At 65.8% G+C, this 15,218-nt stretch carries 17 protein-coding genes and 2 pseudogenes; 9 read left to right on the top strand and 10 right to left on the bottom strand.

The window, feature by feature from the left end; all coding sequences use genetic code 11:
• Positions 1–348: 348 nt before the first annotated feature.
• The 6 genes and pseudogenes from AB0L60_RS13265 to AB0L60_RS13240 form a co-directional block, all read right to left on the bottom strand.
• Complete coding sequence (locus AB0L60_RS13265; protein WP_364612002.1) at positions 349–792, bottom strand: SRPBCC domain-containing protein; 444 nt, start codon at positions 790–792, stop codon at positions 349–351.
• 34 nt (positions 793–826) lie between these two features.
• Positions 827–1,327: a pyridoxamine 5'-phosphate oxidase family protein gene (locus tag AB0L60_RS13260; RefSeq protein WP_364611999.1), complete on the bottom strand. Its 501-nt coding sequence runs from the start codon at positions 1,325–1,327 to the stop codon at positions 827–829.
• The gene (locus AB0L60_RS13255; protein WP_364611996.1) at positions 1,324–1,659 is read right to left on the bottom strand and encodes a metalloregulator ArsR/SmtB family transcription factor; all 336 of its coding nucleotides are present in this window, start codon (positions 1,657–1,659) and stop codon (positions 1,324–1,326) included. Before AB0L60_RS13255 ends, AB0L60_RS13260 begins: the two co-directional genes overlap by 4 nt.
• Positions 1,660–2,603: 944 nt before the next feature.
• Positions 2,604–2,834 carry a hypothetical protein gene (locus AB0L60_RS13250; protein WP_364611993.1) on the bottom strand — a complete coding sequence of 77 codons (231 nt, stop codon included), beginning with the start codon at positions 2,832–2,834 and terminating at the stop codon, positions 2,604–2,606.
• A gap of 220 nt (positions 2,835–3,054) precedes the next feature.
• On the bottom strand, positions 3,055–3,501 hold the full coding sequence (locus tag AB0L60_RS13245; protein WP_364612038.1) for a YrhB domain-containing protein: 447 nt from the start codon (positions 3,499–3,501) through the stop codon (positions 3,055–3,057).
• A pseudogene (locus AB0L60_RS13240) lies at positions 3,426–3,805 on the bottom strand (alpha/beta hydrolase fold domain-containing protein). Before AB0L60_RS13240 ends, AB0L60_RS13245 begins: the two are co-directional and overlap by 76 nt.
• Positions 3,806–3,821: 16 nt before the next feature.
• On the opposite strand from AB0L60_RS13240, the gene AB0L60_RS13235 reads away from it, so the two are divergent.
• From AB0L60_RS13235 to AB0L60_RS13220, 4 genes are all read left to right on the top strand, one after another.
• Positions 3,822–4,067 carry a MarR family winged helix-turn-helix transcriptional regulator gene (locus tag AB0L60_RS13235; protein ID WP_364611990.1) on the top strand — a complete coding sequence of 82 codons (246 nt, stop codon included), beginning with the start codon at positions 3,822–3,824 and terminating at the stop codon, positions 4,065–4,067.
• 601 nt (positions 4,068–4,668) lie between these two features.
• On the top strand, positions 4,669–4,887 hold the full coding sequence (locus AB0L60_RS13230) for a ferredoxin (protein ID WP_364611987.1): 219 nt from the start codon (positions 4,669–4,671) through the stop codon (positions 4,885–4,887).
• A complete protein-coding gene (locus AB0L60_RS13225; RefSeq protein WP_364611984.1) occupies positions 4,884–6,275 on the top strand; it encodes an FAD-dependent oxidoreductase in 1,392 nt (463 codons plus the stop codon). Before AB0L60_RS13230 ends, AB0L60_RS13225 begins: the two co-directional genes overlap by 4 nt.
• A 14-nt stretch (positions 6,276–6,289) precedes the next feature.
• Positions 6,290–7,561, top strand: a complete 1,272-nt coding sequence (locus AB0L60_RS13220; RefSeq protein WP_364611981.1) for a cytochrome P450 — start codon at positions 6,290–6,292, stop codon at positions 7,559–7,561.
• Positions 7,562–7,822: 261 nt separating this feature from the next.
• On the opposite strand, the pseudogene AB0L60_RS13215 reads toward AB0L60_RS13220, so the two are convergent.
• Both AB0L60_RS13215 and AB0L60_RS13210 read right to left on the bottom strand, forming a co-directional pair.
• A pseudogene (locus AB0L60_RS13215) lies at positions 7,823–8,461 on the bottom strand (alpha/beta hydrolase); the annotation flags it as partial.
• A gap of 58 nt (positions 8,462–8,519) precedes the next feature.
• Positions 8,520–9,008 carry a DUF6223 family protein gene (locus AB0L60_RS13210; RefSeq protein ID WP_364611978.1) on the bottom strand — a complete coding sequence of 163 codons (489 nt, stop codon included), beginning with the start codon at positions 9,006–9,008 and terminating at the stop codon, positions 8,520–8,522.
• Positions 9,009–9,224: 216 nt separating this feature from the next.
• Between AB0L60_RS13210 and AB0L60_RS13205 the strand changes: the two genes are divergently transcribed.
• The 3 genes from AB0L60_RS13205 (at position 9,225) to AB0L60_RS13195 (ending at position 11,639) form a co-directional block, all read left to right on the top strand.
• Complete coding sequence (locus AB0L60_RS13205) at positions 9,225–10,340, top strand: histidine kinase (protein ID WP_364611975.1); 1,116 nt, start codon at positions 9,225–9,227, stop codon at positions 10,338–10,340.
• On the top strand, positions 10,337–10,999 hold the full coding sequence (locus tag AB0L60_RS13200; protein ID WP_364611972.1) for a response regulator transcription factor: 663 nt from the start codon (positions 10,337–10,339) through the stop codon (positions 10,997–10,999). The genes AB0L60_RS13205 and AB0L60_RS13200 overlap by 4 nt, the downstream gene beginning before the upstream one ends.
• Positions 11,000–11,237: 238 nt before the next feature.
• Positions 11,238–11,639, top strand: coding sequence for a hypothetical protein (locus tag AB0L60_RS13195; RefSeq protein ID WP_364611969.1), 402 nt, complete (start codon positions 11,238–11,240; stop codon positions 11,637–11,639).
• A 375-nt stretch (positions 11,640–12,014) separates the two neighbouring features.
• Here the strand turns inward: AB0L60_RS13195 and AB0L60_RS13190 are convergent, their stop codons facing one another.
• The gene (locus AB0L60_RS13190; RefSeq protein WP_354845576.1) at positions 12,015–12,917 is read right to left on the bottom strand and encodes a LysR family transcriptional regulator; all 903 of its coding nucleotides are present in this window, start codon (positions 12,915–12,917) and stop codon (positions 12,015–12,017) included.
• A 79-nt stretch (positions 12,918–12,996) separates the two neighbouring features.
• Between AB0L60_RS13190 and AB0L60_RS13185 the strand changes: the two genes are divergently transcribed.
• Both AB0L60_RS13185 and AB0L60_RS13180 read left to right on the top strand, forming a co-directional pair.
• Positions 12,997–13,653, top strand: coding sequence for an SDR family oxidoreductase (locus tag AB0L60_RS13185; RefSeq protein WP_364611965.1), 657 nt, complete (start codon positions 12,997–12,999; stop codon positions 13,651–13,653).
• Entirely contained in the window at positions 13,650–14,207 is a 558-nt protein-coding gene (locus tag AB0L60_RS13180) for an ester cyclase (RefSeq protein WP_364611962.1), read from the top strand. Before AB0L60_RS13185 ends, AB0L60_RS13180 begins: the two co-directional genes overlap by 4 nt.
• A gap of 291 nt (positions 14,208–14,498) precedes the next feature.
• Here AB0L60_RS13180 and AB0L60_RS13175 read toward each other — a convergent pair whose 3' ends face one another.
• Entirely contained in the window at positions 14,499–15,092 is a 594-nt protein-coding gene (locus AB0L60_RS13175) for a hypothetical protein (RefSeq protein WP_364611959.1), read from the bottom strand.
• Positions 15,093–15,218 lie beyond the last annotated feature (126 nt).

Here is a 15,218-nt window from a genome sequence, read left to right as displayed (position 1 = left end):
AAATCCAGTGACGCCCTGTGCTGCCCGAGCGGCGGCCCCAGCGTGGTGACCTTCACACTCTCGGGTGGCAAGGTAGTGGCGAAGGGGCAATTCCCGCCGACCAATTGAGTGTCAGGCCGATGCTCAGGGCAGGCGGACCGCGTCCGTGCGATGACGCCGGCGGGTTCACGTAGCCACTGGTGGCACTGTCCGGGCTCGAGGTCGGCAGGCATGAGAGCGAACAGTCGGCTACGCAGTTGTGGAGTCACATTGGCCAGATAGATGTCGGTGAGTGCGGTTCGCAGGTTCGACCAGATTTCGTTCTGCCGATTGCGATATCGGGTCCCGTCTCCCGGACCACAGCCGCTGTCAAAGGATATGCGCGAGGCGGTCCAAGCTTTGGCCCCAGCCGTAGGCCGCGCTGTCGTCCGAGGACAACGGGCCGGGAGCCAGCAGGTGGAAGTTCATGGCGGTCTTGCCATCTCCGGCATCGGCGAAGGTGACCGTGATGACGGAGTCCCGCTCGGGGCCGCCATCGCCAGTGGGGTCACCCCAGGTGAACACCAACCGTTCGGGTTCGACGATCTCCCGGAATCTTCCGACGTTGCGGTATTCGGTGCCGTCGGTGTCGGAGACCATGATCGATTCGTAGCGGCCGCCGGGGACTGGTTCGGCGACGATGCTGTCGCGGCGGGTGGTGAAGCCGTGGGGGCCGGCCCATTCGGCGATCTGGTCGGGTTCGATCCAGGCCCGGAAGACCAGGTCCCGGGGCGCGTCGAAGACACGGACAAGGGTGAATTCGCGGTTGCTCATGAGGCGTTGGTTCTCTTGGATTCTCGCGAGGGGTTCAGGCGGGCTGCTGACCGGTCATCCAGTCGGGTACGCCGCTGGGGAAGCGGGTACGGAAGTCCATCACCGCAGCCCAGGTGGGTCGCACGGCGATGCGCTCCATACGGGGCGCCATCCCGGCCACAAACTGCAGATACTCCTCCACCGCGGGGTCGCCGCCCTTGCGCATGGCCGCCGCGTATTCAGGTAGAAGGCCGTCGGATTCGGTGATCTCAGCACGGCCACGCAGCAGCAGCACCTGCGGCGGAGCGTCGTTGGTGTCGATGGTGAGGGCGACATCGGGCCGAGCGCGCAACGCACGGTTCTTCTGCGAGGGCGCGAATCCGGTCATCACCACCTCCTCGCCATTCCACCAGAAGTTGATCGGGACAACGCGTGGGGTGCCGTCGGCGGCGGTGAAGGCCAGCCGCGCAGGCAGATTCGCCACCAGCAGTTCGCGCGCGATAGTGGTATCCAGCAGCCGCAGGTCCCCCTGTGGCAGGTCCAGGTGTTCGGTCACGGTAGCTCCTTATGTTGAATGCGTTGCAGATGTTCGTCGAGGCGATCGAGGCGATCGCCCCAGAAGTTTCGGTAGCGCTCCAGCCAGTCGGTCGCCGCTGCTAGCGGGGCGGGCTCGAGTCGACAAGGACGCCACTGTGCGTCGCGGCTTCGGGTGATCAGCCCGGCGCGCTCGAGCACCTTCAGGTGTTTGGAGACGGCGGGCAAGCTCATCGCGAACGGTTCGGCCAGCTCGCCGACTGTCGCTTCCCCTTCCGCGAGCCGGGCGAGTATCGCCCGCCGGGTCGCATCGGACAGAGCGGCGAAGACGGAGTCGAGTTGATCCTCGGACATGACGTTTATTACACCATTCGGTTAATTAACCAAGTGGTTAAATGATGCGCTGCCCGAGGCGGGTTGTCAAGATCTGCAGTCAAGCGGCAGCGGCGCGGGCGCCGCTACCCGTGAACGCACGGAGGGATCACTCGTGCACAGTATGAGCCGGTCGATGATGTCGTCGGCAGCCCGGTCGCAGACTGCTTGCCATCTTCGGGATGACCCACGACCGAAATCAGCTGTCCTGAGCTCGATTCCAGCCAGGTCATAGTCCGCGAACTCGAATGCACGAGCGATCCGAGCAGCCGAAGCGAATGGGATCCCATCGCCCCCCGGCTTCTCGCAGCAACTGGCTTCAGGCCCGAAAAGTACTGCGGTCGAACCGGTTTGCCGCCAGCCGGCCAATCTCTATCCCGCGCAAATAGGTTCGGTCAGCTACTGCCGAACAAGCCGCCACCCAAAACTGCGCTACCCCAATCACCCCAATCACCACTGCCCCAATCACCACTACCCCAACCATCGACCAAGCCACCGGCACCCCAGTCGTCAGTGCCCCAACCGCCGCCGGCCCGCGGGTAAGCGTCCTGCACCACACTGGGCACAGGCATCGGCACAGCCACGGCAGGAACCGCCGCCGTCATTGGAACCAGCATCGCGGCTCCAACGAGGGCAGCCCTCGCGAGCGGCTGGCATGTGGCAGTTCGGCGCGTCTTGTTAGCCATCGTCATTACCTTCTTCCGGCGAGTTCGTCGCAGGGACCCGGCCCACCGATTGTCGAGTCCATTGACATTCCCCGACACGTCTGATGATAAGCCCGCACCGTGCTCCACCGACGTCTCTCGTCGCCGAATTTGCCCCTATGGTCTCGAGGGGCGGCCCTATAAGGAAACAGGGAGAAGAACAGTCAGTGGATGGTCAGACCCGCGCGGGATACGGCATGTCAGTGCGTTGGATTTCGTCGGCTATTCCGGTCCGCCCAGCACGATCGGCCTGTAGGCCAATGCCTTGTCCACGATCTGCTCAGGAGTCAGCGGAGGATCGGAGAAGTCCCAGAAAATGTGGTCGGAGATCTGCGGGTCCGCCACTGAATCTTGTAACTGAGTGAGCCATTCATTCAGCTGCTCGTCGCTACCTTCGGCGCTCGCGAGTCGCGCGACTAGTTCGATGAGTTGCTCACGATCGAGCTTGGCCATACCGACTCCTGCCTCCGTGGTGACTGCCCGTCCATGATCGCAGCGGATGCCGGAGGACCAGCACGCACGGTGCTCGGTCATCGGCAGTCGCGGATGTTCCGCGGGCCTCGGATCGGCACGGCCAGTTGATTTTTCCGATGCCCGGCGCCGGCCGGTTCGGTCAGCGTGGTATGCGGCAGAAGAGGTTGTGCCTGATGGGTCGGACGCTTTGTCTCCGGGCTCATCTTCCGCGGTCACTCGGTCGGATTACCAGGGCTATGTCTGCCCATCCGGACAGGTTCAATGGTGGTGCATCTACCCTGACTTCCAGCTCCTCGGTCCGGAACTCGATCCTCATCCCCTTGAGTTCGAGAAATGCATCAAGACAATCATTTTCGAACTTCTCAAGATCGTCGTACCTGCAACTATCTATCGCGAACGATGCACCCGCCAACGGCTCGCCGTCGATATGAAACACCAGCACATCGCGATGGATGATGCCTGCTTGCTTCCGCCGCCATCGCTTCATTTCCTCATCTGGTTCGGCACTCCCGAGGACGAATACTTCACTGCCGTTCTTGGGTATCACAATCGGGCCAACTACCAACGACTTCATCCAGTTACCAGTCGCCACGTAGTCCACGCTGTCCCAGGCGAAGGACCAGCAATCTCCAAGGTCATCGTAGATGGCATATCCGGCCGGATCGAGGAAGAAATCAACCCTGGTCCGATCGCGGCGAGCAGGGTGGCGAGAACAAGCCCGCCACCTGCGGATTCACCGGCGAAGGCGATGCGCTCGGGTGGTACTCCGCTGTCGAGCAGAGCGCCGTAGGCGGCGAGGGCGTCATCGGTGGCGGCGGGGTGGGGGTGTTCGGGAGCCAGTATTCCACCGCGATGGCGCGGGCGTGTGCGCGCCGCGCGATATCCGAGGCCAAACCCGCACCGCCGAAGGCGGATCCGGCGGCGTAGCCACCGCCGTGGAAATACAGCACGACATCGTCGGTCTCGATGCCCGCGATGTCGATCTGGAATCTGGCCGATGCGCGGCCTCGAGAGGAGTTGGGTATCTCGATCGGGGTGTACGACACGCTGCGCGTGATCGCGGCGACGGATCCGGCCCGGGTCCAGGATCTGGCTGACCGGCTGCTGGTCACCGTCGGCGGCATGAGCAAGGCAGTGGACCGGCTCGCGGCGCAGGTTTGTGTGCCCGTCGGGCCAATCCGGGTGATCGGCGCTCGTCGATCATCGAGTTGACTCCCACGGGGAAAGAGCTACTCGCGCAGGCGAACACGGTACTGGACCGCGCATTCGCCGACGCCGTCGGATCTGTGCTTTCTCCGGCTGAAGCGACCGAACTGCAGCGTAGCCTCGCGAAACTCCGTGGCGTGGCTGTTTCGACACCGCCTTCGGCACGGCGCTAACGGCTCACGGGGCTGTCGGTCTCGCCGTCGGCCGCACCACGCAGCCGGTTCGGTCAGCGCGGCATGCGGCACTTGCGGACGTTCCGTCGACGCCAACGGACCGAGATCATCTCGGCGCCGTTGATCTTCGAGTCGCCGGCGGTTGGCGGCTTTGAACCGCGCGGGAAGCGGTGCCAGAAGCGGACGTTTCGGCTGGTATGAGCGTGCACCGCTTGCGAATGACTGGATCGTCGACGTCAGGCCTACGAATCCTTTGTATCGGGTGCTACGAATCCTTTGTGAGGTGCCCGCCGGGTGCCGGTGCTTCGGGGCGTGATCGCTTTCCGAGAGTTCACGTCGGCCTTGCGGGCATGCGCGCGTTTCCGGCCCGCAGCGGTTTCGCGCGGGGGGGGGGTGACCACATCGGGACATGGTTCGGATGAGGAGCTGAAGGAATGCGCATCGTGGTTGATCTGAATCGGTGTCAGGGGTATGCGCAGTGCGTTCCGCTGGCACCGGATGTGCTCGAAATGCTGGGTGAGGAGGCGCTGGCGTATGACCCCAACCCTGATGACGCGCAGCGCCAGCGCGTGTTGCGGGCGGCGGCGGCGTGCCCGGTCCAGGCGATCGTGGTGGAGACCTTTACCCCGGACGGGCCGGAGCCTGTGGAATGAGCACCGCGTCGTTGGCCGCTGACCTGGTCAGGATGTTTCGGGCCGAGGGCCGGATCGTGATCGTGGGGGCGTCGCTGGCCGGGCTTCGTGCCGCGGAAGCTTTGCGGGACAAGGGCTTCTGTGGGCCTTTGACCCTCATCGGTGACGAGACGCACGAACCGTACGACCGCCCGCCGTTGTCCAAGCAGGTCCTCGAGGGCTGGGTTCGCGCCGATCACACCAAGCTTCCCCGCATGCGGGACATCGACGCACAGTGGCGTCTAGGTGTGGCCGCGACCGGTTTGGACCGGGTGAACAAACAGGTTTTGCTGGCCACCGGGGACACGGTGCCCTACGACCGGATGCTCATCGCCACCGGCGTTCGGGCACGGCCGTGGTTCAACCCGGCCGAGGGCGCCCTGCAGGGGGTGTTCACGGTGCGCACCTGCGATGACGCGGCCCGGCTGCAGGCGGCGCTGCGGGCAGGCCCGAAGCGGGTTCTCGTCGTCGGCTCGGGTTTTGTCGGCTCCGAGATGGCTTCGGTGTGCTGCGAGCTGGGGTTGCCGGTGACCGTCGCCGAGCGCGGCGGCGGGCCGCTGGTGGGACCGCTGGGCGGAGTGATCGGCGACATCGCCGCCCGGATGCAGCGCGGCGCCGGAGTCGACCTGCGCACCGGCGTGTCGGTGGAAGGCCTCGACGGCGATGCCGGCGGGCATGTGCGCCGGGCCCGGCTCTCGGATGGGACCACGCTCGATGTCGATGTGGTGGTGGCGTCGTTGGGATCGATCCGCAACGTCGAGTGGCTGCACGGTGCCGGGCTGGCCGCCGGTTTCTGGGGAGTGGGTTGCGATGCGGGCTGTCGCGCGTTCGACATCAACGGGGTGGTGACCGACAACATTTTCGTGGCCGGGGATGTCGCGCGTCAGCCACACGTGCTGTACGGGTATCAGTTCATTTCGATGGAGCACTGGGACAACGCGGTGTTCGGGGCGCAGGTCGCTGCGAACAACATGATCAACCTGGAGACCCAGCGGCGACCGCACTTGCCGCTGCCCTCGTTCTGGTCGGGCCAATTCGGGGTGAACATCAAGGGTGTGGGGGTGTGCTCGTTCGGTGATGAGATCGTGTTCACCCAGGGGTCTCCCGGGGACTATCGCTTCGCCGCGGCTTACGGCCACCGCGGCCGCATCGTCGGAGCGGTGACGTTCAATCATGGCAAGTGGCTGCCGTACTACGCGGCGATGATCGAGCGCTCGGCGCCGTTCCCGCCACCGCCGCCAGGCTATGACCAAGCGACTGACTCGGCACCGATGCCGGCGCGCTTCCCCGATCCACGAGTGCCGACCGAGATTCCCGATGTGGTGCTGACCGGTCACGATCCGACCTCGAGGGGCGCCGAGTTCCACTGACCAAGGGAGCCAGCATGACTGCAGCGAGCGCCTGGGCGGAGGCGATGAAATACGAACACCGCGCCGACCCGTACCCGTTCTTCGACCAACTCCGCCAGACCCCCGTGGCACGAGTTGCCGACGACCTGTACGTGGTGACCGGCTATCAGGAACTACTGACATTGGCGCACGACCCCCGGGTCAGCTCCGATATCAGCCGCAGCCCGCTGGGAGCCACCCTGACGTCGGGCGCCGGCTCAGAGCCCGGCGCCGAGGATATGCAGGCCTACGGTCGCCGGCCGAGCATCATCGTCTCCGATCCCCCCGAGCACGATCGGGCGCGCCGGCAGGTGATGCGCCACTTCATCTCACCGCATTCACCCGATGTCATCCCCGGCATGGAGCCCGACATCGTGCGGTTGTGCAACCAGCTGCTCGACGGTATCGAGGCCAGCGGCAGGACCAGGCTGGATGTGGTCGACGATTACGCCTACCCGGTGCCGGTGATGGTGATCTGCAAGATCCTCGGGGTCCCGCTCGCAGACGAACCCATGTTCCATGCCTGGATCCGCGACATGCTGACCGGCATGGATCTGGGCCCCGATGCGACCACCGAGCAGGGTAAGGCCCGCGCCGAGAAGTCCCGCGCAAGCCGTGACGCACTGATGCGCTATCTGGCCGGCTTGATCGAGCAACTCCAGCGCGAGCCCGGGCAGGGCTTGTTGTCCAAACTGATTCACGACCACGGCCCCGATGGTCCGATGCCAGCCGAACAGGTGTTGTCCAATGCGGTGCTGCTGCTGGTCGCCGGTCATGACTCGACGGTCAACACCATCACCAACTGTGTGATGACGCTGCTGCGCAACCCCGGTTCCTACGACCAGGTCCGCAGCCGACCGGAGCTGATCCCGCGCGCGATCGAAGAGGTCCAGCGGCTGCAGGCGGCGGTGCAGTTCTTCCCCAGCCGCAGCGCCACCGCCGATATCGACATCGCCGGCACCGTCATCCCGAAAGGGGCCGCGGTGCACCTGGTCTACGCCGCCGCCAACCGCGACCCGAGCCGCTTTGCCAACCCGGACCGCTTCGACGTCCACCGCCCCGACAACGAACATTTCGGCTGGGGCAGCGGCATCCACACCTGCCTGGGCGGCCCGCTCGCACGATTGGAAGTCAACCTGGCGCTGGAAACCTTCCTACGCCGCGTCTCCTCACCCCGCCTGGTCGTCGACCCGCCACCGTATCGGCGAAGCCAAATCTTCCGCGGCCCCCAACACCTGCTCATCGACTTCGACCACATCACCGACTGAGCAGCCAAATGACCGCATCACGTTCAGGCGATGCCATCGACGGCGTCCGAATGTTTGCATCAAAGCTTGCGGGTCGGCCGACACCAGATCAGCCCCGCTGAACCAGAACTGCGGATCTGACCAAAGGTACGCGACATTCGGCAGTGGCGGAACTTCCTGCGCCGCAGCCCCTCTCGTCACCAGCCGCCCCGAGTTGACCGGTTCGCTCAGCGCGGCATGCGGCAAAATAGTGCGTTCGGTCGGTAGCCCTGGCTGCCGACCTCAACTGGCAGCGTCAACAACTGGTTCTGTTGCTGTGCGGCGGATTTCGGCAGCCACTCTGCCGGGAGCCTCGAGCATCGGTACGTGCCCCACATCGGGCAGCATGACCATCCGACGGCTGGCTGAGGGCGTGACCAGTTGCGCACCGAAGCGAGAGGGCGGGACCACGCGGTCACGCGCGCTGAAGACGATTGTGGTCGGTGTGGTGATCTGGTCGAGCATCTCCAGCGCGGTGTCGGTCGGCCAGATTGCGTTGATCTCGCGCGCGGTGCAGTATCCAGTCGATTGCAGGGCAATCGCAGCCAGCTCGGGCGCGACGAGCCCTGGCCGGTGGCAGAGCACGCGCGTCGTGGTGGCTTTACCGATAGCGGCCAGTGTCGGATTCGCGAAACCGCGCGACAGCGGAGCGAGGTATGCGCTGAGCTGGAACTTCCGCCGGAGCCGGTCGGCGTGGCGGCTGCCGCGCTGCCACAGTCCCGCCGAAGCGATGGCAGTCACGCTGCGCGCGCGGCCACGCCTGGCGAGCTCGAGTGCCATCCACCCGCCCAGAGAATTTCCGGCGATGTGTGCTGTCTCCCAGCCGGTCTCGTTCATCAGTGCTTCGAGATGATCGGCTCCTGCGGCCACGGTCAGTGCCGGTCGCCGACGGGGCCTCCCCCGTGGAACGGCAGGGTCGGCATCGCCCTGTCATCGGCTATTACCGTGCGTTCGGCCGGCCGCGGCTCGGTCGGTCCGAAGCGACCCGTGAGCGGCATGTGAGCGCGTTACTGTTGACCGTACGGCTCGGCTTATATCCGCCGATTACGAGCCCGCCGAGAATCAGGCCGATTGTGCCCAGCCCCATGGCCGCCCAAGACGCGACGATCCCGTTGCCGGTGCCTGGACCGCCGGCGGCAGTGGCTGCGAGCAGGCTGCCCAGTGCAAGGCTGATCAGACCCGAGACCAGGGTCGCTGTTGCCCCGCGTCGGGGGTTCCCGGTGCGTTTGCGGGCGACGCGGGTCAGGGTCGAGCCACCGATGGCCACGCTGAAGAGACCCACCAGTGCGGTCAGGCTGGGGCCGATTCGGCCGGAGGTCATGCCGGTGACCGCGGCGGTCTGTTGGACCGCGGCCGCCGCGGGTGCGGCAAACGCGATGCCCGCGGCGAGGATGGTGGTGATGACGGTGGGCAGATGGCGGGCGGCCATGGGGTGCTCCTTTGTCGAACGACGACTGCCCCTTCATCTTGTGCGCCATGTGTGCGGCAGATCATCCTGTGGGCGTAGACAATTCGTGCTGCGGTCGCCGCCGTATCCGGGCTGCCGTGCATGCGGTACAGCCTGTGGAACTACCGCGTCCGCAGTAGTCGATGGATCCTGCGCAGGCAGGAGTTCTGGCTGCGAGATTCCGGCTAGGGTGCTGTGATGAGCAGGGCACGAATCTACTTCGGAGACTGGGGGATCGCCGCCGCGGTGACGGTCATTCTGTTGCTGGCCGGCGTGTCCGGGCAGCACGCGGTCACCGGGCTGGGTGTGTTGGGTTATGTGGTGCTGCTGTCGGGTGGCGTCGTGCTCGGTGTGGCTCGCAGTGCGCCGGTCGTCGTGCTCATCGTGTCCGGGTTGTGTGTATTGGGTTATCAGGCACTCGGTTTCGGGGTGCCTGCCGTCGCGTTCCTGGTTGCGGTGTATGTGGCGGTGCGCGCTGGGCATCGGCTGGTCACGGCCGCTGGCTCGGTGATCATGGTGGCTACGCTCCCGTTCGTGATGCTGGTCGCGCATCATGATTGGCCGGTGGGTGAGGCATTCGCCCGGGGCCGGGATGCGCTGCAACTGGCGTGGTTGATCGCGGCAGCTGCGGCCGGGGAGGCGCTGCGTCAGGCGGAGCGGCGCGCGGACGAGGCCGAACGCACGCGTGAGGAGGTCGCGCTGCGTCGCGCGGACGAGGAGCGGCTGCACATCGCGCGGGAGTTGCATGATTCGCTCACCCACCAGATTTCGGTGATCAAGGTGCAGTCCGAGGCTGCCGTGCACCTGGCCCAGAAGCGGGGTGAACCGGTGCCGCAGGCACTGCTGGCGATCCGGCAGGCCGGACGTGAAGCGGCCCGGGAACTACGGGCGACGCTGGAGGCGCTGCGCGAGGACGAGATCGGCGCGCGGCCAGGGCTCGAGCAGGTCCCGGAGCTGGTGGAACGGGCCCGCGCAACAGGATTGGACGCGTCACTGACGATCGACGGACCATGCCGGGAAGTCCCTGCGGCAGTGGACCGCACTATCTACCGGATCGTTCAGGAGTCGCTGACCAACATCGCCCGCCACGCCGCCGCCGCGACCGCCTCGATCCGTATCGACTACCGACCCGAAACCCTGGTCATCCGAGTCGATGACGACGGCAATGCCAGACCCGACAGCCCACCCACCGACGGTGTGGGGCTGCTCGGGATGCGCGAACGAGTCACCGCGCTCGGTGGCCGTCTGCGGGCGGCACCACGCAGCGAGGGCGGCTTCAGTGTGCGAGCTGAACTGCCTGTCGAGCCATCATGATCCGGGTCCTGCTGGTCGACGATCAGCCACTGATCCGCGGCGGTTTTCGTGTGCTGCTCGACCTCGAGGACGACATCGAGGTGGTCGCCGAGGCCGCCGACGGCAGCGAAGCCGTCGCGATGGCGAAGCAATGCCTGCCGGATATCGCGCTCATCGATATTCAAATGCCCGGCGTCGACGGCATCGAAGCGACCCGGCGCATCGCCGCGGACCCGGCCCTCGCGGGCGTACATGTCGTGATTCTGACCAACTACGGGCTCGACGAGTACGTCTTTCACGCGTTGCGGGCAGGTGCGGCCGGATTCCTCGTCAAAGACATTCTGCCGGAGGACTTCCTGCATTCGGTTCGCGTCGCCGCGCGCGGGGAGGCCCTGCTCGCACCCTCGATCACCCGCCGACTGATCAACCGATACGTCGCCACACCGCTGCACACCGACACCAGCACGAGGTTGAAAGAACTGACCACCCGCGAACGCGAAGCCGTTACCCTGGTCGCCCGCGGCCTGTCCAACGACGAGATCGCCGACCACATGGTCATCAGCCCACTGACCGCGAAAACCCACATCAACCGGGCCATGACCAAGCTCCACGCCCGCGACCGCGCCCAATTGGTCATCCTCGCTTACGAATCCGGTCTGATCACTGTGCACCGATCCTGACGGCCCTGCGAAACAACGCCGTGCCGGGGCGGCTCGCTGTCAGGTGCTGGACAGATGACTGAATCGCCCCGGCTTTGATGCAAGCACCAAACCCGGGGCGATCCACTCCCTACGGCGCGTTCGGTCAAGCATCTTGCCGTTGACAAGCCATATCCCACTGTGGAATATATTGGAAGCAGCTGGCGGCCCGGCGCCGCCCTCCTGATCGAAAGAGTGGCCTATGCCCACGCTTCCTTGGATGACAATCGGCACGCCCACCACGCCGGAGGCCCAATGCATGGCCTCGCGCCTCGAGGTCAAGTCGCTGCGCAGCGCCCCCGGCTTCCTGATCGCCTCACTGGCACTGTGGTGGCAGGCCCGCCGCTCGCCGGGAGTGCTCGGTGTGGCCCTGAAGGCAGAGATGTTGAAGGGCACATTCTGGACCTACTCGGCTTGGGACAATAAGGCAGCCATCTCCGCCTACGCGGGCGCCGAGCCGCATAAATCGACTGTCGAGCGCAAGCGAAAGGTCATGCGGGACGCGACCTTCGTGTTCTTCAACGCACCGGTGGATGAGTTGCCCCTGTCGTGGGGCGAGATCCGCCATCGGATCGCCAAGGAGCGCGACTCGGCGCAATCAGGCCACAAGCCCGCGCAGTGACCTGTTTCGACGTGCTCCAGTATCTCGCTCGTGCGCAGGCAGGCACCCCAGCTCCGACCGCGTAAGGTCGACCAGACACGGACCCGCACATCGGCAATAGCGTGCACTGCTGGCGGCCGTATGGCGCTTTGCCCGTTGATCTTCCGATGCCCCGCGCTGGCCGGTTCGGTCAGCGCGGTATGCGGCATGTGCGGACGTTGCCCGGACCGATTCATACGGGCGTTGTCCACGCGGATGCCCTCCTTGGCGGGTCGATCTGCCTATGAGGCAGGGCAACCCCGGGCACAGTCCCGACCGAACCCCGACATCGGCCGGCGGCTCGCGGCATGGATGCCCGACGAGTTCGCGGGGGATGTGCGGAATGGTGTCCGGGGGTCAGGTGAGTTTTGTTCTGACTGAAGGGTTCATGGGTACTCCGCGCTCGACGATGTCGGAAACGAAGTGGCGGAGCAGTGGGTCGGCGGGGGTGCCGATGAGGCAGATGAGATCGCGGGACACGATGGGGTGCAGGTGTTTCAGGGTGGCCGGTAGGCCGGGGCCGAGCGCTGTGGCGGGGACCAGTGCGATCCCGAGTCCGGCCGCAGCGAGTTGCGCTGCGGTGGTTGCCTGCCGGGTGCGCATGACGGGGCTGAGTGTGACGCCGTGACCGGCGGCTTGGGCGTCGAGCCAGCCGGCAAGGCCGTTATCGGGGTGGTAGTGCACCAGTGGTTGATCGTGTAGGTCCTCGAAACTCAGCCGATCACGCTGGGACAAGGGGTGATCGGCGGGGAGGACGGCCACGATCTCCTCGGTGCCGATGAGTTCGGACGCGCCGGTCCAGCGGGTCGGTCGGGGACCGAGGGCCAGGTCGGCCGTTCCGGATTCGATGTGGTGGACGAGGTCGTCGGCGCTCGTGGCTTCGGTGAGCACCATCTGCACGCCGGGCTTGCGGCGGAACCAGGTACGAAGCACCGGCGCCAGGAGACTCGCGGTCAGGCTTTCCGCGCACGCCAGCCGCAACTGGCCGCCTTCGCCTCTGGCCACGGCTCGACCGCCATCGACGACGCGGGCAGCCGCAGTCAACGCTGCACGGGCGTCGGCCTCGACGGCGCGGCCGATGACGGTGGCGCGCACCCCGCGCGGCAGTCGTTCGAGGACCGGTGCGCCGATCTCGCGTTCGAGCGCCGCGAGTTGATGCGACAGTGCCGGTTGAGACATGTGCAGCACCGCGGCGGCGTCGGTGATCGACCCGGCGTCCAGGACGGCGATCAGGCATTCCAGGGCCCGCAGCGTTGGCATTCGAGAATCCTATGGCATTGATCGAAAACATTCAGTTCGCGAAGGGATTATTCGTTTCCGACGGGATGCTGAACCGGGCATGACAACACTGCAAGACAAAACAATGATCGTCGTCGGCGCCGGATCGGGCATCGGTCGCCGCATCGCCGACGACGCGAGAGCCCAAGGCGCTCGAGTTATTTCGGTAGCACGCCCCGAGATCGACCTGGCCGATGAGGGGACCGTGCGCGCCTTGGCCGAGCGCGTCGGCGAGCTGGACTATCTGGTGTCGCTGGCCGCCGACCACGCCAACGGCGCGATCACCGAATTGGACCACGACGCCGTGCGCCGCGCCTTCGACGCCAAGGTGATCGGACCGATCCTGCTCGCCAAGCACTTCGCTCCTCGATTCCGAACGGGTGGTGCGATCCTGCTGTTCTCCGGCGTCGCGGCCTGGCGGCCGACACCGGGTCGGGCGGTGATGGCCACCACCAACGCCGCTGCCGCCGCTCTGGCCGAGGCCCTCGCGGTCGAGCTGGCGCCGGTGCGCGTCAACGCGATCTCACCTGGCATTGTCGACTCGGGTGTATGGGATGGTCCCGGCAAGGAGGCGTTCTTCCAGACCGTCGCCGATCGCAATCCGGCACGCCGGGTCGGGACACCGGCCGACATCTCCTCCGCGGCACTGCTGGCGCTGACCAACCCGTTCCTCACCGGCGCCACCCTGCATGTCGACGGCGGCGGGAGACTGGCGTGAAGATCGCTCTTTTCGTTTGTGCCACACTGCTTCTCGCTGCCTGCTCGACACAGGCGCCGCGCCCGGTCGACCCCGTCGACCGTTCCGGCGACCTGGTCGTACCGCGGGCGGTGCACATCGATGACGGACTCGGCGCCGATCAGGCCGCACAGGAAATCCACGTGGCGCAGGTGCTCTACACGTTCTGGAATACCGGGAACGTCGACTACCTGGTCCGGGCGATTGCACCGTCATTCCGGGACAACACCCTGCCGCCCGGCCGACCGCAGGGACCGACCGGCCCCGCAGTGGCATCGAATGCCTTCCGCACCGCTGTCCCCGACCTCACATGCGAGCTGTCCGATCTGTACGTCACCGGGGACACGCTCACCGCGCGGCTGGTCTTCCGCGGCCACTTCACGGGCGTCTTCAACGGTGCTCGAGGTTCTGGCCAGCCTGTCGAATTCAACGCCATCGACTTGCAACATCTCGGCGGCGACCACACCCTGATCACCGAGGACTGGCACATCGAGGACAACCTCACCTTCCTGCATCAGATCGGGCAAGCGCCATAACCCTCCTGCGATGCTTCGACGTTCACATGTCAAGAATCGAGCTCGACAGTCCGGACGGGTCGCGATCAGAAGGCGCGCAACTCGGCAATCGCGGACGTTCCGCCGGCCTCGGATCGGCTCGGCCCGTTGATCTTCCGATGTCCCGCGCTGGCCGGTTCGGTCAGCGCGGGACATCGGCAGTTGAAGTGCGTTCGGGTGGCAGGCGCACGGCGGCCTGTACCGCGAAAATGGTCTCGGTACCGAGTTCGATAGTCACCACGCTGCGCTCAGCTGATTGTCGGAAGCCTCGGTTCAGAACTTGCCGGTGTGGTGTTCGATTCGGTGCCCGAGTCGGCCGGCGAATTCGATGATGAAGTCCTCGGTGAGGGGCGGCCACCCCCAGAAGTCGAAGGCGAGGTTGCCCAGAGCGAAGTTGTCTGCCCATTGCCAGGTGGTGATGGGGCTCGGTGTGGTGCAGGAGGGGCAGATCGCCGCGCCGGTGCCTGTTTGTTTCCAAGCGTTGATGGCGTCCGAGAACGGCTGCCATACAGTGGGATCGGCTTCCCATTGTTGCGGGTAGTCGATGATCACGGTGGTGTCCTGGCAGTGTGGGCATACCGAGGAGGCCGGTTCGATGCCGCCCTGTCCGGCGTAATGGTCGTGGCGTCCGACGATGACGGCAACGGGGCCGGGGATCCAGTCGGCGCCCCATTCCTGGGTGATCTGCGGCCAGTCGGGGCCTGGCACATAGCCTTCGTCGACCTGGAGGCTGTACATCGCGGCGCGCGAAGTCTCCCGAAGCAGCCATCGCCGCGACACCATCCAGTCCACCATGTGCTCGGCCAACGTGCTCGCGTCCGCCGAGGTCACATCGAGGTCGACGATTCGTTCGAAATAGTCACCCACACCCGCATCCTGTCACCAGGGACCGACACCCATACCCGAGCCAGTCGGCGGTGGAGGCACACTGGTCGGTCCATGAGTGCCTGCGACACCATGAACGCCGCCAGCATCGACAAGGCCCGCGCCGCC

Origin of the sequence: Nocardia sp. NPDC051981 (assembly GCF_040680715.1) — a bacterium.
Lineage (GTDB): Bacteria > Actinomycetota > Actinomycetes > Mycobacteriales > Mycobacteriaceae > Nocardia.
Note: the sequence above shows the minus strand (reverse complement) of the source record. Positions and strands in the feature narration are given on the sequence as shown.